The sequence below is a fragment of the Reinekea forsetii genome (assembly GCF_002795845.1).
Lineage (GTDB): Bacteria > Pseudomonadota > Gammaproteobacteria > Pseudomonadales > Natronospirillaceae > Reinekea > Reinekea forsetii.
On sequence record NZ_CP011797.1, the window covers coordinates 3394782 to 3410762 of the forward strand.

Consider the following 15981-nt stretch of genomic DNA (forward strand, 5'->3'; position numbering starts at 1 on the left):
TACTGATTCCCGTTATCCGATTAACTTTTCAAAAAGACTACTGGTATGAGGCCGAAGACTATTAACGGTTTTGTAACGAAAATCAGTCAAACGGCCTAAAGAAATTCATTGCTTGACCGGCGCTATTGGTTGAGCTTGTAAGCAACAATAAATCATTGCATCGACCTCAGGACGGCGAATGAGCTTGGCCCCGTTGAGTCAAGGACAGGCCGAGATTACTTGCTCGGCAGCACCCTAACCGGTGATAATGCCGACTTACCCGCGCGCCTTACAATAATTGGATTAACAAATGGATTGGAAAATATTTCTAACGATTTTTGTCTCAGTTTTTATTGCCGAACTCGGCGATAAAACCCAACTGGCTACTATGCTGTTTGCCGCCGACAAAGCGGTCAGCAAGACCACAGTCTTTCTCGCGGCCTCGGCGGCTTTGGTCGTCGCATCTGCCATCGGCGTGATCGCCGGCAGCCTATTGTCGGAATATATAAATGAGAAATATCTACACTATATAGCCGGCATGGGTTTTATCGCGATCGGCGCCTATACCCTCTATAACGCCTGATCGGTCGGCTCGCTAATAGAGGTTGCCGTAACGCTCGACATAGGTTAAGTAGACTCGCAGATCAAACTCCAGCTGGTGATAATCCGGTAGCATATGCCGGCAGAGCTGGTAAAAGGCCTTGTTGTGGTCCTTTTCTTTCAGATGGGCCAGCTCATGCACGACAATCATTTGCAAAAACTCCGCTGGGGTCTTTTTAAATAGCGTGCTGATGCGAATCTCGTTTTTACTCTTTAGCTTGTGGCCCTGCACCCGCGACACAAAGCTGTGAGTGCCGAGCGCGTTATTGACGACATGGATCTTGGGATCGTAGACAATCTTGCTGAGGGCATCAGACTTCTTTAGATAGGTCTGCTTCAAGCCGAGCACAAAATCGCGCAGCGCCTTATCATTGGCCACCATATGTATTGTCGGGTATTTATCGAGCAAAAAACGCGCCAGCCGATTCTCATCGATCAGGCTTTGCACTTGTGCCTGCAAGTCAGGGCTATAGGCTGAGAGGTACTTGAGCGTGGACATTGGATCTGCTTTAACTCCAAATAAGGGCTACCCACTATACCCTAAAGCGAACAGCAGTTACCTCGCGCTGATGCCTTAGCCACCTTGAGCGGCCATTGCGCCCGTTCACTCTATGCCGCTTGGTGATATTGCGGGCTCTGGCTATGAGTAAGAATAAAAGCCACGGCCCGATTTTTTACCATAATAACCGGCATCCACCATCTGCTGCAGCAACGGGCAAGGCCGATATTTGCTGTCCCTAAAGCCATCATGCAAGACATTCATAATAACCAGGCAGGTATCCAAACCGATAAAATCAGCCAATTCCAGTGGCCCCATCGGATGATTCATGCCCAGCTTCATGACTGCATCGATGTCCGTACTGCTCGCCACCCCTTCATAGAGGGTATAGACGGCTTCGTTGATCATCGGCATCAGAATTCGGTTAGACACAAAGCCCGGATAGTCTTTCACGGTGACCGGTGTCTTCTGGATACGCTGTACCAATTCGTGTAACGCCTGATAAGTCGCGTCACTGGTCTGTAAGGCGCGGATTAATTCAACCAGATCCATCTGGGCAACCGGGTTCATAAAATGCATGCCCATAAAACGATCCGACCGGTTGGTGGCCGCAGCCATTCGGGTCAGTGAGATGGCGCTGGTATTGGACGCCAAAATGGTCGAATCGGGGCAAATTCGATCTAGGCTTTGAAACAGCGCGATCTTGGTCGGTTCTTCCTCGCTGACGGCCTCGATCACCAGGTCGCAGTCAACAAAGCGATCCATTTGTGGCGCGGTATGGATATTGTGCGCGGCCTGGTCACGCTGTGTTGCACTGAGAGGTCCCTGTGCAACCTCCTTGTCGAGACTCTGTTGGATCTCCAACACAGCGTGCTGCAGACGACTTGGTTGATTGTCCACCAGCTGAACCTGGAAGCCTTGCCGGGCAAAGACCTGGGCAATGCCGCTGCCCATCGTGCCGGCGCCTAGGACACCTATGTTGCTTATCGTCATAACTTGTTTCCTCTTGCACGGCTGATTCCGGAGTGGGCTGCAGTCAGACCTTGGTTGCAATAATACCGGGCCCATGTCAGTAAACGACCCAAGCAGTATTGCCTAGTCTGACTTCCATTGAGCTGATCGGAATCAACCCGAGCCGGATCCGCTTGATCGCGATCGACCTGAACGAAAACCAAGCGATCCATAACAGATACCGGACCCGATTACGACCCGAGTGAAATGCGGCGAGCTCAACGCCGTGCTGTATTTGCCGGAACAGCCATTGCTCGATCGCTTCGATGGCAATGCCGGTGATCGCTTGATTCTGACCCTTAAGTTTCTGTTTCTGCTGAGCGTGATGAGGCTGGGTTTCAAACGTTTCCATCGCTAATGGGCCTGATACCAATAGCAACGGGCTGCCGCAGCCGCGATGCTTGCCCTTAATCGATGATTTCTTGCTATAATCGATCCCCTTCACTCAGGAGCATCTCCATGCCATCATTTGATATTGTTTCCGAAATTGATAAGACCGAATTACAGAACGCCATCGATAACGCCAACCGCGAACTCGCGACCCGCTTTGACTTTCGTGGCATCACCGCCAGCATTGAACTCAGTGGCGATGAAACCATCGTATTAAAGTGTGATTCCGACTTTCAAGTACGCCAACTGGAAGAAATAGCCGCCAAAAACTGCAACAAACGCGGCATCAATTCAGCCTATGCTGAGGTTGATGAAACGCCGGTTCACAGCGGTAAAAGCTTTTCCTTGAATATGAAATTCAAGCAGGGTTTGGAGCAGGCTACTGCCAAGTTGATTGTAAAATTGATCAAGGAAGCTGACCTCAAGGTTAAGGCAAATATCCAAGGCGAGAAGGTGCGTGTCGAGGGCAAAAAACGCGATGACCTGCAAGGGGTTATGGCACTGCTTCGTGATGAGAAGAAAATTGAGCAGGATCTGCAATATACCAATAGGCGCGACTGAGAGACACAACTGCACTCGGCGGAAAGATATACAGGACCACCTTGCCTCGCATCCTGGTTAGGGTCAAAACCCTAGGGGTCTCAGCCAAAAAAAAACCACCGAAGACGGTGGTTGATTGAGGGTTGGGTCTAGCCAATCTACTTACCCTTTGGCTTGTCTTTTTTGGTTGAGCTTCCTTTTGCAGCCTGGTTACCTTTTGCAGCCTGGTTACCTTTTGCAGCCTGGTCACCTTTTGCAGCCTGGTTACCTTTTGCAGCCTGGTTACCTTTTGCAGCCTGGTCACCTTTTGCAGCCTGGTCACCCTTTGCAGCCTGGTCACCCTTTGCAGCCTGGTTACCTTCGGCAGCCTGGTCACCCTTTGCAGCCTGGTCACCTTCAGCAGCCTGGTCACCTTCCTGAGGTGGACGACCTTCCTCACCGGGTTTACCTTCTTCACCTTCCTGAAGTGGGCGGCCTTCCTCGCCTGGCCCGCCGGCACCATTCTCGGTGCACTCTTCGCCTTCGATGCCTTCTATACACTGCTCGCCAGGGGCAGTACCTTCAGGCTTTGAAGTGGCCTCAACTGCATTGGATTCAGCAACCGAATCCGCGGTCAAAACATCACTGATTGCCGCTTCAATGTCCTGTGCGGCGGATTCCAAAGCCTCGGATATGTTGTCCAGGGTTAGTTCTGCGGCAAAGGTATTGACGGAAACAGCACCCAGACTAACGGCGATCATCGCGCCGAGCAGCTTTTTACTAAATTGGATCATGGTTTATTCCTAATTTCAGGGGTTAATCTATCTGCTATCTGCTATCTGCTATCTGCTATCTGCTATCTGCTATCTGCGACCGATTTTAGTATTACCAATGCAAAAAGTATAACTGTATTTAATTGAAGAATAAGAGACACCTAAAGACAGTCATTGAGGAGAACCGCATAATCCGAGATACATTAGCCCTCAATGCGTTCCTGGTTGCTGCTCTGATTATATCCTCGATGTTTACCGTGGCCACGACCGCCGATAGAGCCCGTTACGTCGCGCCGACCACCGCTCATCATCCCACCACGGTGCGCGTCGAGATAGGTTACCAGTTCCGCTGTTATCTCTGGTGCCAATAGGGTGTTCAGACGGTCGGTCAACACCTGAGTCTGGGCGCTGCGGCGGCTATCTCGGAGCGCTAACAGTTCAGCGCGGGTGGGTCGGGGGTCGGCCGCTCGCATAGCCTCCCTGTGCGTCTGCATCTGACTGCGCTGATCAGCCGAAAACGCGATAAGTAGGTCCAATACCTCGGCTTGCTGGCTTTCGGTTAGGTTCAATTGGCTAAAGATATAGCTCATCCGCTGCGCCGGATCGACAGCCCGGTTACCCATGGCAAAGGTGGCGACCGCGACGGTGGCTAGCGTGACGGTTATTAGGATGGTGCGGATATATTGCTTAAAGTGCATCATGGTTATGACTCCTAGAGGAAAATGACCAAGCCCATTGCCTTGGTTGAGATCCATCTTCGCGCCACAAGGTGCATAAAAAATGGCAGAAATGTGCAATGACATAACCTTGACCTATGGCTACTGAAAAGTTGCGCGGCCAGTTCGATTAGGGCCGGTCGAGCTCGGTTTGAAAGCGATAGCCGGCGCCATAGACGGAGTAGATATAGTCGTGTTCGGCGTTTAGGCCTAAGAGTTTCTTGCGCAATTTTTTAATATGGCTGTCGATGGTTCGGTCCGACACCACACGCCGATCGGTATAGATTCGATCGATAATCTTATCGCGCGAGAAGATCTGCTGCGGATGGCTCATCAGCAGTTGCAGTAACTTTAGTTCGACCACCGTTAATTCGATACAGTTCGCTCCCAAACAAACCTGACTGCCCTGATCGGGAATATGGAGGCGAGGTGATGCCTTCTCGCTGAGCGCCTGATGCTGCTGCGACCGGCGCATCACGGTCTTTACTCGGGCCACCAGCTCACGCAAACTAAACGGCTTGCAGAGGTAGTCATCCGCGCCCAACTCCAGGCCGACCAGCCGATCGATTTCTTCGACCTTGGCCGTGGTGATAATTATCGGCACATCACCTTGCCGGCGCAGATCCCGACACAGATCCAAGCCATCGCGCCCAGGCAACATCAAGTCGAGGATAACCAGGTCGGCCACATTGTCCGCCAACCAAGTGGCCATCTCATCGCCTCGGTTTAGAACCGTCACCTCGAAGCCGTCTCGGAGCAAATAATCCCGTTCCAATTCGGCTAAATGACGTTCATCTTCAACAATTAATATATGACTCATCTGCCGTGCTCCGGCACCGCGGGAAACCGGATAACCAGACGTAAACCGCCTAAACGGCCCGATGTCGCCTCGATACTGGCAGCGTGTGCCTCGATAATATTTTTAACGATGGCCAGACCCAGGCCGGACCCCCCACTGGCCCGACTGCGCGAGGCATCTACGCGATAGAGTCGATCGAACAGCTTGCTGAGATCTTCCGGGCCAACGCCTGGACTGGAATCTTCCCAGCTCAGCTCACTCTGGCCAGCGACGCTCACCAGTCGGACGCGCAGCTGACCGGGTTGGTCTGGGGTCCCGTCGGTATAACGCAGCGTGTTCTGCAGCAGATTGGTTAATAGCTGCACCAGACGCTTATCATCGCCGTGCACCCAGATGGGTTGGTCGGGCACTTGCCAGTCCAGTTCAATGTGCGCCTGCTCAAAGTTGGTTTGATATTGGCTGATGGTTTCAACCATTAACTCGGCCAGATCGATTACCTCGAAGCGGTAATTGAGCGTACCGGAATCCGACTGAGAGAGCTGATGTAAATCATTAATGAGTCGATTCAATCGCTCCGAATGTCCGTGCAAAGTGGTCAACCAGGCGGCATCTATCTGACGCACGCCATCCTGAGCCGCTTCGATATCCGCCATCAGGACCGCCACCGGCGTGCGCAACTCGTGGGCGATATCACTGACCCACTGTTGCCGGTCCTGATGATTTTGTTCGAGCACCACCGCCAGCCGATTGAATTGCCCGGCCAATTGCCCGAGCTCATCATGCCGATCGGCATCGACTGAGACCGTCAAATCGCCATCGGCCATCTGCCGCAAAGCCCGGTTTAGGCGTCGAATCGGCTTCACCAGCCAGCCGGAAAAGGGTAAGGCGAACAAGGCTGCAAAGGTGATGGCGAGTAGGCCAATGACCACGACCTGTCCCTTTAAACGGGACCTAAATAACCGATCAAATTGGGCGTCTACTCGGGCGGTTGGCTGAAACCCCAGACGGCCGACCAATTGCCCGGTCAGCGGTGATTCAATATCGAGCCAGAGGGTGTTTTCCGTTCCATTGCCACGCCCCAATATCGGTCGATTCTGTGCATCCTGAATACGCAGCCGGCCCAGGTAGTCACTGTGGGGAGGTGGATTCGAATGTCCGTTGCCGTTTTCCGGCTCTGAATTGCTCCCTGGAGGTTCTGTATTCAGGCGCAGTCGGTTATTGGAGCGACCCATGCGCTTGAGTTCGGCTGACGAAAAGGACTGACGCAAGACAGACATCCAGCTTGCCGAATCCTCTCGTAACCAATCCCAATTGCCCTGTACGTCATAGCGGGTGGCGATTGTATCGATCAGCACCGCCAGCTTTCTCGACTCCTGCTGCGCCACATAGGATGAAAAACTGTGACTGAAGGTCACCGCATTGAGCGTTAACAGAGCGGCCACCATCACGGCATTGGCCAAGACCAGTAGAATAAAAAGCTTGGTACGAATCGACACAAACATAAAACCTCATACACCTATCGAGTTGCCTAAGAGTAACAGCCAAATGTGCAAAGAAAGTGCATCCTGAATGACCTTTTTTGCAGACACGCATTGACCCAATGCTCGGGTATTATCGTATATAGCACTTAAATATTCCGCATATACCCCAGCCCAGAGATTCAGACTATGTTCGATAAATTGCTCGATCTCAGTATCGCTTATTCCTTTGACCAAACTGGCTACCACCGGCACGCTCGCCATTTTTCGGAATTGAATGCGGCCAAGTTTGCCGGTAAACATTTCCTAGTGACCGGCGGCAGCCGGGGCATTGGCGGCGCAGTTACCAAGGCCCTGCTGGCCATGGGCGCAGAGGTCACGGTAACCGCCCGGACACGACAGGATTTCGAGCAAAACTTCGCAGGCCAAACGCAGGTCAGCTTCCAGCCGTTGGATTTGAGTGATTTTAAGGCTATCCAAACCCTGCCGCTAGGCCACTACGATGGTCTGGTCTTAAACGCAGGCGGAATGCCCAGTACGCCGACTCTGGTGGATGGTCAATTCGATACGATCTTTGGGGCGCAGGTGGTCGGCCATTACCTACTCTTGAACCGCCTGATCGAGGAGGATCGTTTGCAGCCAGGCGCACCGGTTCATTGGGTCGCCAGTGGCGGGATGTACCTACATAAACTGCAATTGGACGACCTGGGTTGGCAAAGCAGGACCTACGACAAGGTCAACAGTTACGCCAACGCCAAACGAGCCCAAGTAGTTTTGAACGGACTCCTGGCACAGCGTTGTAAAAATCTGGTGTTTTCGTGCTCCCATCCTGGTTGGGTCGGCACGGATGCATTGGCCGAAGCCTTGCCAGGTTTCACCAATCGCATGGGCAAACGCTTACGCACGGCAGAACAGGGTGCCGACACCATTCTTTGGTGCCTCGAACAGGGTCAACAATTGAAATCTGGCCTGTTTTGGTTTGACCGACAACCGCGCGGAACGCGAGTCTTTTTTTGGACCAAAGAAAGTGACGCCGATCGCTTCGCCCTATTGGCCATGCTTGAGGCCGTCAAGGCGCGCTACTAGCTCGACTCGATAATAGCGCTGACGTCGGTAAACCGGGCCATCAGTTGCTCTAGGGCAGATGGACTGATTAGCTGGTAGAGCCTGTCGTCGCGGCTTGTGGTTCCTTGAATATAGCCACCGGCCATGTCGATATCGATCTGCTCCTCGGTAAAATACTGCACCCCTTCAATCCGATCCACCGCCAGCCCGACTCGGCTGTCGGGGAAGTCCAGGACCAGCATAAAGCTTGGTTGCGCAATACAACCAAGTCCACTCATCGTCAGCACATCCATTACCGCCAGCGTCTCTCCGCGCAGATTGATCAGTCCCATCACACCCAAGGCTTTACTCGGCACCGGATTTAGGGGTTGCCAGGGCACAACTTCTTTAATCAATGTTGCCGGAAATGCCACCGGTTGCGCATTTAATTGAACCACGACCCACATCTGCGTGGTGTCCATTGGGCGTCTCCTCACCGCGGCTATTACTCTTCAGGTTAGTGTGCAACCAGCCTGCACGCAAATGGCCCTCAGGGTGAAAATCCTAAAAGACTGCTAAGCTTTGAATGAATCCTTTAGTCGGCTAGCCGCGTGAAAATACTATGTCCAGCTTAGAGCATTTAAATACGGCTTTTGAGAAATTAGCCTGCGCCGAAAACCTCGATGATCTGCTCCGGCGTGCGGTTATGGCCCTGCAAGACCCATTGGGTTTTGACCGCGCAGGCATCCTCTTGTATGACTCGACCCGGCACCAACAGGTAGGCACTTGGGGCACCGATGCACAGGGCCAAGTGCGCAATGAACGGGGCTTTTACGCCCCCGTTAGCGCCGATCAAATTGTCCATCCCGAGGCAGAACGGATCCGTTATTGTGACAACGTCATGCTGCAAGATCTGGGTGCAGCTGTCGCCACAGGCTGGCAGCTGCAAGCGGCAATTTTTTCCGGTGATAGTCTTTTGGGTTGGATCTATGTCGACAATTTAGTCAGCCAATTGCCGATCGCCGCCGACCAGTGTGCAATGGCTCGTACCTATGCCAACGTCCTCGGACAACTTGTCAGACGCAATCAAACGGAGGACACCCTGATCGAGGGGCAGATGGTCAGTAACCGTAAAATGGTCTTATTGGCCGAGCAATTGGCCGGCCTGGTGCCAATGAGTGCTCGCTCGATAGGCAACCTGATTAATTTTATGGCTCTGCTATCGACCGATCAATTCAGTGGCGAGAATCAAGCGCTACTGAGCTCGGCACGCAAGTCCGCCGATCAATTGGCGCGCATTTACCGCCATTTTGAGGAAAGGGTGCACGACGCGACCGATAGCGACTGCCAAAACCTGCCGGCATCGGTGGTCCAGGCATACTGGCAGCGACAATTTACCGACCTGTTTGGCACTAGTTCACATCAGCTAGAGGTTACGGCGGATGATGCCCAGGCGATTATTGGCCTACCCTTGATCCTGTTCACCCAACTGGTTAAGGAACTGGTAACCAATGCTCTGATTCACGGCTTGGAGGCCTGTAGCGCTGGACGGACCCTGGTTAGGCTCAAACAGACCACCAAGGTGCTGATCGTAACGGTCGAAGATTCTGGGCCGGGTCTCGATCAGGACCAATATGTCGAAGTTCTCAAACTCTTCGTTACCTCCAAGCCCTATGAATACCTGGGCTCCGGACTCAGTGTGGTACAGCATTATGTTGAGCGCTGGTTTAACGGACAGCTCGATTTGGGCCCCTCGCAACTGGGCGGCCTCTGCTGTACCCTTACCATCCCAATTCCGATACCCGTAACAGCACCGGTACCCTGACAGTAGGCCCAGAAACGCTATAGCACTCAACACATTTGATGAGTTTCCTGTGCCGCGTTCAGCGCTACCCTCGATGAAGCAGCGGTGCATGGATGCACCCAATTAACGGTGCCCAGCGTTACACCTGACTAGCGAGTTTGTGATGACAGATCTCCTGTTCCAACCCTCACCAGAGCAAATTGAAGCCAATCAATTGACTTCCTTTGCCCGCCAACTCACTCACAGCAGTGGGCAGTCCTTTGCCAGCTATCAGGAGCTGCATCACTACAGCGTAACCGAGCTGGCGGCATTTTGGGCGGAGGTCTGGCGTTTCGGCCAGGTTCGCGGCGAGATGGGCGACCGCGTACTGACCGATCAGTCGATGCCGGGGGTTGAATGGTTCCCTGAGGCGCGCTTAAATTTTGCCGAGAATCTGTTAGCCGCCGGTAAGCCGGAGCACAGCGCATTGATTGCCTGCAGTGAATCTCGACCTGAGATCCGTCTGAGTTACCGTGAGCTGACCGACCAAACCCTGCAGCTGGCGGCTTTCCTAAAGCAAGACTGCAATCTACAACCCGGCGATCGGGTGGTCGCCTATCTCGGCAATACTCCTGAGGCCTTGATCGGCATGTTGGCGACCGCCTACCTCGGTGCCATCTGGGCATCGGCTTCGCCAGACTTTGGCTTTGAGGGCGCATGCGATCGCTTTAGCCAAATCGAACCGAAGGTGATGCTGGCCGGTAATGGCTACCAATATGGCGGTAAAACCTATGAGCGCCATGAGGTGGTCGCACAGCTGCGCAGCGCGATACCGTCGGTGACACACCTGATCAACGTCGCCGTGCTACCCGATGCGCCCGCACTGGCCAACAGCGTCGACTTTGCCAGCCTGGTGCAGGGTGATCGCGCCGTACCTGAGTTACACCGCTGGCCCTTTAATCAGCCCCTGTACATTCTCTTTTCCTCCGGTACCACCGGCAAACCCAAGTGCATCGTGCACGGCGCGGGCGGTACCCTGCTGCAACATATCAAAGAATTTCGTCTGCACGCCGATCTGTCCGCCGATTCGGTCTTCTTTTACTTCACCACCACCGGCTGGATGATGTGGAATTGGTTGGCCTCGGGCTTGAGCACCGGTGCGACCCTGGTACTCTATGATGGCAATCCGATGTACCCGGGGCCGACGGTTCTTTGGCAGTTAGCGGCCCGGCATGGCTTTACGCACTTCGGTACCAGCGCCAAATTTTTGGCGGCCTGTCGCAGCCAACAGTTGAGCACCGACGATCTCGATCTCAGTGCCCTGCGCACCGTGTTCTCCACCGGTTCGCCGCTGGCACCAGAAGACTTTGACTGGGTATACCAAGCCATCAAGCAAGACTTGATGCTGCATTCAATTTCCGGTGGCACCGATATAGTATCCTGCTTTGTCGGCGGCAATCCTTGGCAGCCGGTTCGGCGCGGCAAGATCCAGGCGGCCAACCTGGGTATGGCGATTGAGTCGTGGAACGATGAGGGCAAGGCGGTTATCGATCAACGCGGAGAGCTGGTGTGCACCGCGCCGGCCCCCTGCATGCCATTGGGATTTTGGCAGGACGATCAAAATCGTCGCTATCATGCCGCCTATTTCGAACGCTTTCCCGGCGTTTGGGCACAGGGTGACTTCTGCAGTATCGATGAGCAGGGTCAGGTGGTGATTTTGGGCCGCAGTGATACCACGCTGAATCCAGGTGGGGTGCGCATCGGCACGGCCGAAATCTACCGCCAGGTAGATGGCTTGACCGAAATAGCCGACTCGTTGGTCGTTGGCCGCGCCACGACAGACGATGTCGAGGTGGTGCTCTTTGTTGAGCTAGCGCCTACTATTGTGCTCGACGATGGGCTGCGTCAGCGCATCCGTCAGGCGATTCGCAGCAACACCACGCCGCGCCACGTGCCCAGCCATATCCTCGAGGTCGCGGCCATTCCCTATACCCGGTCTGGCAAAAAAGTCGAATTGGCGGTGACCCAAATACTGCGCGGCGAGGCACCGCAAAACCTCTCGGCACTGGCCAATGCCGAGTGCTTGGAGCAGTATCGCCTTTGGGCCGAGCATTTGAATAAGGGCAGCTAAAAGGCATGCTCGGGGTCGGCGAGATGATATTTCGCCGGCAGCCGGCACCGCGCTCTGGTAAACTGACAACTCAGCCCCTAGATGAACAATAGTGTGTTATTGATTACGGCAAATATCGCTCTCGGCGACGATGAAATAGAACTGAACGCCATTCGGGCGCAAGGCGCGGGCGGGCAAAACGTCAACAAGGTTTCCAGCGCCATTCACCTGCGCTTTGATATCCAAGCATCCTCCCTTCCAGAGTTCTATAAGGCGCGCTTGCTGGCGCTGAACGACAGTCGGATCACCAGCGAGGGCGTTTTGGTAATCAAGTCCCAGACCTTTCGCACCCAAGAAAAAAACCGCGCCGAAGCCCTCAGTCGGTTGCAGCAGCTGATTCAAGGTGCTGGCGTCGTGCAAAAGGCGCGTCGTGCCACCAAACCGACGCGCGGCTCCCAACGTCGGCGCATGGACAGCAAAACCCAAAACGGCAAGACCAAGGCGCTGCGCGGCCGGGTTCAGGACTGAGCTTCAGGGCTGGGGTTTATGATGCTTGTGCAATAGCGCCTGAAGGAAATTGCGCAGTATCTGGTCTTGGCACTCGCGATACAGTACATGGGTCGGTTTGCGGAAAAAAGCCGATAGCTCAGACTTGCCGAGGCGGAAGTTGGTTTCCTGCAGCAGGGCCAGTATGTCGGTCGAAGTCAGATTAAGCGCGATTTTCAGTTTTCGGAAGATAATATTATTGGTCAAGCGCGTTTCGGCCACGGGCTCCTCGCCCTCTTTCTTGCCGCGATGCTCAATAATAAAACCGTTCAGAAAGCGTGCGAGCTTGAGATCGGTACATTTCTGAAAATCCGGATCCTCATCTTTTTTCAACCATTGGCTGACGTCGGCGCGAGTCGCCTCCAGACCACCGGCGGCAAACAGGGCAATCATCTTCTTATCGGTCAGGCTAAAAATATAGCGTATTCGACGTAGTACATCGTTATTGGTCATAGTCGCTCTCGTGCACAATGGGTTGAGTTACAGCTGACCTAATTCTTCTTTCAGCTGTTTGAGCAAGGCTGCCGGCAAATTGGTGATGGTGAGCGATTCGTTTTCCGGATTGAAATTAACGTTCTTGCCGAGAATATCATTACTGAAACTGATCGAGACTTCTTTGCTTTTGCCGGTGTAGCGCAGGTATTTTTTCAGGCTTTTCCGATCTGGGATAAATTCGGCCTTCGCCTCAGGCTCGGTCTGCTGCATAAAGGTCACCAGGCTTTCCGACCGGGCGGGATCCTGAGCACTGGCCAGCGCCACGGATATGTCGTTACACACCACCGTCTCACCCAGCTTGTCTTGCTCGGTACAGTATTCGATGGCCTTGCGGCGATAATTGGCGCATTTCTCAGTGGGTAAGGTCTCGCTGTAGGCCTTGACGATGGCCATAAAGCGGTCGGTGTCGACCGAGGTGTCCAAGGTATCGACGAAATTAACCACATCGAGTAACGCCACCTGCAAGGACCGGTCACCAAAACCGAAGCTGAGCGTCAAATATTGCGCATCTTTTCGGCTCAAAGCCGCCAAGTCTATGACGCCGCCAAAGCCTAAACGACTAAAATCAATCATCGCTGCGTCGCCCAAATCTAAGTCATGGCTGAGATACAGGCCGGGCTTGTGTTTAAAGTGAAAGAACCACAGCTGGTCACCCTGCTCCAACGTCTCTTGCGCAAACAGCCAATAACCCTCGATATCTAACTCACGAGCAATCAATTCCGTTTGCAAGTGCTTCATCCACTGCTCGGTTAGGGTGACAAAGCCTAGGCTCCGGCTGGCCCATTGACCGGCCAGGGCTTTAACGTGCCCGGCCTCGTCACTGAAGCGACCATACTGCTTGTTGCTGCGATTATAGAAGGCGTTCTTAACCTGACCTAGGAGGTCATGCAACGGCTCATCAATGCCAAGCTCATCGGCACGCAGCTGCAGGGCGTTGGTAGTGCTGTTACGGAAAAATTGATGAACAATGGCATTGCTGATAGACATGAGGCGGTCACATTCGAGTTAGCGTATCGGAACGGCGCAGTATAGAGCGTGCATCGCACCGACACAAACTCGCTGTCGGTGCGCGGTTCAGGACGAATAGGCCTTGCCCAATACAACCACGGATTGGGCCAGCAACAGATACGCGCCCTTAACAATCGGCGGCTCCTCAGGTAGCAGGCCATTATTTCGCGCCGTATCGCACAGGGTGACCCAACCACTGATCGGATTAGCCGGCAGGGTAAACTCCATGTCGGCAGCGCTGGCATTGAAGATCACCAGATAATACTCATCACAGAGGTGCAAATTTACCGCTGGATTCTTAATGTCACTGGATAACAGCATGGCGAACGACTGGGTTTTCGGGTCATGCCAGTCCTTGATCTCCATGACATAGCCGTCCGGCCGATACCAGTGCACCTCGTCGGATGAAAAGGGCGACTGGAAATTCAGCTGGCCCTTGAGCACCATGTCGCTGAACAAGGAACTGCTTTTGCGCAACGCGATGACCTGCCGAGTAAAGGCTTCGAGCTGGATATCGCGTTCGTCCCATTGATACCAGCTGATATCGTTATCCTGGCAATAGGCGTTGTTATTGCCGCGCTGAGTCCGGCCCAGCTCATCACCGCCGAGAAAATGCACCGCACCCTGGGACATCATCAGGGTGGCGATAAAATTACGCTTCTGCCGAGCGCGTCGCTCGACAATTTGCGGGTCGCGGGTTTCGCCCTCGACACCGTGATTGAAACTCAGGTTATTGCCGTGACCGTCCATATTGTGTTCTTGGTTGGCCTCATTATGCCGATTGTTGTAGGAGACCAGGTCGTGCAGGGTGTAGCCATCATGGTAGGTGACGTAGTTAATGGTCGCTGAATAGCCCATGGCGCCCTTGTGAAAGACATCACTGGAGCCCATCAGGCGGGTAGCAAAGTCGCCAGTGATACCCTGATCGCCGCGCCAAAACTGGCGTACCGTATCGCGAAACTTATCGTTACATTCGTACCAATTTTCTGGGAAATGACCCAATTGATAGCCGTGCCGACCGATATCCCATGGCTCGGCAATCAGTTTGGCCGCGGATAGAACGGGGTCCTGCATAATGGCCTTAAAGAAGGTGGCTTCGGGCGAGAAGTCCCATTTTTCGCGTCCGAGACTGGCCGCCAAATCGAAGCGAAAGCCATCGACCCGATATTCGCTCATCCAGTGCCGCATGCTGTCGAGAATCAATTTCAACGCATAGGGATGGTGGCTATTAACCGAATTGCCACAGCCGGAGTTATCGATGTAATGGCTATAATTGTCCTCAAAATAGCGATAAAAACTGCGCGGATGTAGGCCCTTATTGGCAATGACCGGGCCCAACATGCCGCCTTCGGCGGTGTGGTTGTAAACCACATCGAGGATCACCTCGATGCCGGCCTGGTGCAGGGCATTAACCATGGTCTTAAACTCGGTTACCGCATCTTGGTGGGCATACCGCGGCTCCGGCGCAAAAAACAACGCCGGGTTATAGCCCCAATAGTTGGTCAGATCGAGGTCATTGAGACGGTGTTCGGGCATAAAGGCAAAACAGGGCAAGAGTTCGACCGAGGTGATGCCCAGGCGCTGCAGATGTTCAATGCTGGCCGGATGCGCCAGACCCAAATAGGTGCCCCGGATGGCTTCGGGGATTGCCAGATTCTTTTGGCTAAAGCCCTTAACATGGCACTCATATATTAGCGTTTCCCGCCAACTGATGTGCGGTGACTCGGCAGTCCACTGGAACGGCATCTGACCCGGTATGCGCCCTTTCGGAACGTGCTTGGCGTTATCCTTCAGATCCATCACAAAGTCGCCTTGGACCTCGGCATCGTGCGCAAAAAGATAGCTATTAGCCGTTAACGGGCCCGATATTTCCGGCGCATAGGGATCGATAATTACCTTATGGGGATTAAACCAGAGCCCATTGATCGGTTCAAAGGGGCCATAGGCGCGATAACCGTAGCGCCGTCCCGCCAACATCCCGTCGATATGACCGTGCCAAACATCCCCAGTGCGCGACGGGAGGCGATGCCGACTCAGCTCGTTGTCTTGCTCATCGAATAGGCAGACTTCAATACCCTGGGCCAGGGGCGCGTACACGGCGAAATTAACACCATTACTTAAAACCTTGAGCCCCAGCGGTAAGGGCCTCCCTGCACTTACGCCCGTCACCGGACTTACTCGAGTCATCATGGGGAACCTTCTCTCCTATCGTGCGAGCAACCGATACCCTT

17 protein-coding genes are annotated in these 15981 nt (G+C 53.7%); 6 read left to right on the plus strand and 11 right to left on the minus strand.

Annotated elements, in window-relative coordinates:
* Positions 1-289: 289 nt before the first annotated feature.
* The gene (locus tag REIFOR_RS15505) at positions 290-562 is read left to right on the plus strand and encodes a TMEM165/GDT1 family protein (protein WP_100258425.1); all 273 of its coding nucleotides are present in this window, start codon (positions 290-292) and stop codon (positions 560-562) included.
* A 12-nt stretch (positions 563-574) separates the two neighbouring features.
* On the opposite strand, the gene REIFOR_RS15510 is transcribed toward REIFOR_RS15505, so the two are convergent.
* The 3 genes from REIFOR_RS15510 to REIFOR_RS15520 form a co-directional block, all read right to left on the minus strand.
* Complete coding sequence (locus tag REIFOR_RS15510; protein ID WP_100258426.1) at positions 575-1078, minus strand: YgjP-like metallopeptidase domain-containing protein; 504 nt, start codon at positions 1076-1078, stop codon at positions 575-577.
* A 141-nt stretch (positions 1079-1219) separates the two neighbouring features.
* Complete coding sequence (locus tag REIFOR_RS15515; protein ID WP_100258427.1) at positions 1220-2071, minus strand: 3-hydroxyacyl-CoA dehydrogenase family protein; 852 nt, start codon at positions 2069-2071, stop codon at positions 1220-1222.
* Positions 2072-2147: 76 nt separating this feature from the next.
* Positions 2148-2441, minus strand: a complete 294-nt coding sequence (locus REIFOR_RS15520) for a hypothetical protein (protein WP_100258428.1) — start codon at positions 2439-2441, stop codon at positions 2148-2150.
* Between the two features lie 107 nt (positions 2442-2548).
* Here REIFOR_RS15520 and REIFOR_RS15525 point away from each other — a divergent pair, with 107 nt between their 5' ends.
* A complete protein-coding gene (locus REIFOR_RS15525) occupies positions 2549-3040 on the plus strand; it encodes a YajQ family cyclic di-GMP-binding protein (RefSeq protein ID WP_100258429.1) in 492 nt (163 codons plus the stop codon).
* A 137-nt stretch (positions 3041-3177) separates the two neighbouring features.
* Here the strand turns inward: REIFOR_RS15525 and REIFOR_RS16885 are convergent, their stop codons facing one another.
* The 4 genes from REIFOR_RS16885 to REIFOR_RS15545 form a co-directional block, all read right to left on the minus strand.
* A complete protein-coding gene (locus REIFOR_RS16885) occupies positions 3178-3792 on the minus strand; it encodes a hypothetical protein (RefSeq protein ID WP_158524412.1) in 615 nt (204 codons plus the stop codon).
* Positions 3793-3974: 182 nt separating this feature from the next.
* Positions 3975-4472: a Spy/CpxP family protein refolding chaperone gene (locus REIFOR_RS15535; RefSeq protein WP_100258431.1), complete on the minus strand. Its 498-nt coding sequence runs from the start codon at positions 4470-4472 to the stop codon at positions 3975-3977.
* 145 nt (positions 4473-4617) lie between these two features.
* The gene (locus REIFOR_RS15540) at positions 4618-5307 is read right to left on the minus strand and encodes a response regulator (protein WP_100258432.1); all 690 of its coding nucleotides are present in this window, start codon (positions 5305-5307) and stop codon (positions 4618-4620) included.
* Positions 5304-6788, minus strand: a complete 1485-nt coding sequence (locus REIFOR_RS15545; protein ID WP_100258433.1) for an ATP-binding protein — start codon at positions 6786-6788, stop codon at positions 5304-5306. Before REIFOR_RS15545 ends, REIFOR_RS15540 begins: the two co-directional genes overlap by 4 nt.
* A 165-nt stretch (positions 6789-6953) precedes the next feature.
* Between REIFOR_RS15545 and REIFOR_RS15550 the strand changes: the two genes are divergently transcribed.
* Positions 6954-7850, plus strand: a complete 897-nt coding sequence (locus REIFOR_RS15550) for an SDR family NAD(P)-dependent oxidoreductase (protein WP_100258434.1) — start codon at positions 6954-6956, stop codon at positions 7848-7850.
* On the opposite strand, the gene REIFOR_RS15555 is transcribed toward REIFOR_RS15550, so the two are convergent.
* Entirely contained in the window at positions 7847-8290 is a 444-nt protein-coding gene (locus tag REIFOR_RS15555; RefSeq protein ID WP_100258435.1) for a chemotaxis protein CheW, read from the minus strand. The two genes, REIFOR_RS15550 and REIFOR_RS15555, sit on opposite strands and share 4 nt — an antisense overlap.
* Before the next feature lie 140 nt (positions 8291-8430).
* On the opposite strand from REIFOR_RS15555, the gene REIFOR_RS15560 reads away from it, so the two are divergent.
* From REIFOR_RS15560 to arfB, 3 genes are all read left to right on the plus strand, one after another.
* The gene (locus tag REIFOR_RS15560; protein WP_100258436.1) at positions 8431-9633 is read left to right on the plus strand and encodes an ATP-binding protein; all 1203 of its coding nucleotides are present in this window, start codon (positions 8431-8433) and stop codon (positions 9631-9633) included.
* Positions 9634-9775: 142 nt separating this feature from the next.
* Positions 9776-11722 carry an acetoacetate--CoA ligase gene (locus REIFOR_RS15565; protein ID WP_100258437.1) on the plus strand — a complete coding sequence of 649 codons (1947 nt, stop codon included), beginning with the start codon at positions 9776-9778 and terminating at the stop codon, positions 11720-11722.
* Between the two features lie 81 nt (positions 11723-11803).
* On the plus strand, positions 11804-12229 hold the full coding sequence (arfB, locus tag REIFOR_RS15570; RefSeq protein WP_405124665.1) for an alternative ribosome rescue aminoacyl-tRNA hydrolase ArfB: 426 nt from the start codon (positions 11804-11806) through the stop codon (positions 12227-12229).
* A 3-nt stretch (positions 12230-12232) separates the two neighbouring features.
* Here arfB and REIFOR_RS15575 read toward each other — a convergent pair whose 3' ends face one another.
* From REIFOR_RS15575 to glgX, 3 genes are all read right to left on the minus strand, one after another.
* On the minus strand, positions 12233-12700 hold the full coding sequence (locus tag REIFOR_RS15575) for a YehS family protein (protein ID WP_100258438.1): 468 nt from the start codon (positions 12698-12700) through the stop codon (positions 12233-12235).
* A gap of 27 nt (positions 12701-12727) precedes the next feature.
* Positions 12728-13729: a nucleoid-associated protein gene (locus REIFOR_RS15580; RefSeq protein ID WP_100258439.1), complete on the minus strand. Its 1002-nt coding sequence runs from the start codon at positions 13727-13729 to the stop codon at positions 12728-12730.
* A gap of 87 nt (positions 13730-13816) precedes the next feature.
* The gene (gene glgX, locus REIFOR_RS15585; RefSeq protein WP_100258440.1) at positions 13817-15940 is read right to left on the minus strand and encodes a glycogen debranching protein GlgX; all 2124 of its coding nucleotides are present in this window, start codon (positions 15938-15940) and stop codon (positions 13817-13819) included.
* Between the last annotated feature and the right edge of the window lie 41 nt (positions 15941-15981).

Bases quoted from the DNA above. Each gene is read 5' to 3' on its own strand.
- REIFOR_RS15525 (WP_100258429.1), top strand. From the start codon at position 2,549: ATGCCATCATTTGATATTGTTTCCGAAATTGATAAGACCGAATTACAG.
- REIFOR_RS15555 (WP_100258435.1), bottom strand. From the start codon at position 8,290: ATGGACACCACGCAGATGTGGGTCGTGGTTCAATTAAATGCGCAACCG.
- REIFOR_RS15510 (WP_100258426.1), bottom strand. From the start codon at position 1,078: ATGTCCACGCTCAAGTACCTCTCAGCCTATAGCCCTGACTTGCAGGCA.
- REIFOR_RS16885 (WP_158524412.1), bottom strand. From the start codon at position 3,792: ATGATCCAATTTAGTAAAAAGCTGCTCGGCGCGATGATCGCCGTTAGT.
- REIFOR_RS15550 (WP_100258434.1), top strand. From the start codon at position 6,954: ATGTTCGATAAATTGCTCGATCTCAGTATCGCTTATTCCTTTGACCAA.
- REIFOR_RS15535 (WP_100258431.1), bottom strand. From the start codon at position 4,472: ATGATGCACTTTAAGCAATATATCCGCACCATCCTAATAACCGTCACG.
- REIFOR_RS15560 (WP_100258436.1), top strand. From the start codon at position 8,431: ATGTCCAGCTTAGAGCATTTAAATACGGCTTTTGAGAAATTAGCCTGC.
- REIFOR_RS15545 (WP_100258433.1), bottom strand. From the start codon at position 6,788: ATGTTTGTGTCGATTCGTACCAAGCTTTTTATTCTACTGGTCTTGGCC.
- REIFOR_RS15580 (WP_100258439.1), bottom strand. From the start codon at position 13,729: ATGTCTATCAGCAATGCCATTGTTCATCAATTTTTCCGTAACAGCACT.
- REIFOR_RS15520 (WP_100258428.1), bottom strand. From the start codon at position 2,441: ATGGAAACGTTTGAAACCCAGCCTCATCACGCTCAGCAGAAACAGAAA.
- REIFOR_RS15540 (WP_100258432.1), bottom strand. From the start codon at position 5,307: ATGAGTCATATATTAATTGTTGAAGATGAACGTCATTTAGCCGAATTG.
- REIFOR_RS15515 (WP_100258427.1), bottom strand. From the start codon at position 2,071: ATGACGATAAGCAACATAGGTGTCCTAGGCGCCGGCACGATGGGCAGC.
- REIFOR_RS15505 (WP_100258425.1), top strand. From the start codon at position 290: ATGGATTGGAAAATATTTCTAACGATTTTTGTCTCAGTTTTTATTGCC.
- glgX (WP_100258440.1), bottom strand. From the start codon at position 15,940: ATGATGACTCGAGTAAGTCCGGTGACGGGCGTAAGTGCAGGGAGGCCC.
- arfB (WP_405124665.1), top strand. From the start codon at position 11,804: ATGAACAATAGTGTGTTATTGATTACGGCAAATATCGCTCTCGGCGAC.
- REIFOR_RS15575 (WP_100258438.1), bottom strand. From the start codon at position 12,700: ATGACCAATAACGATGTACTACGTCGAATACGCTATATTTTTAGCCTG.
- REIFOR_RS15565 (WP_100258437.1), top strand. From the start codon at position 9,776: ATGACAGATCTCCTGTTCCAACCCTCACCAGAGCAAATTGAAGCCAAT.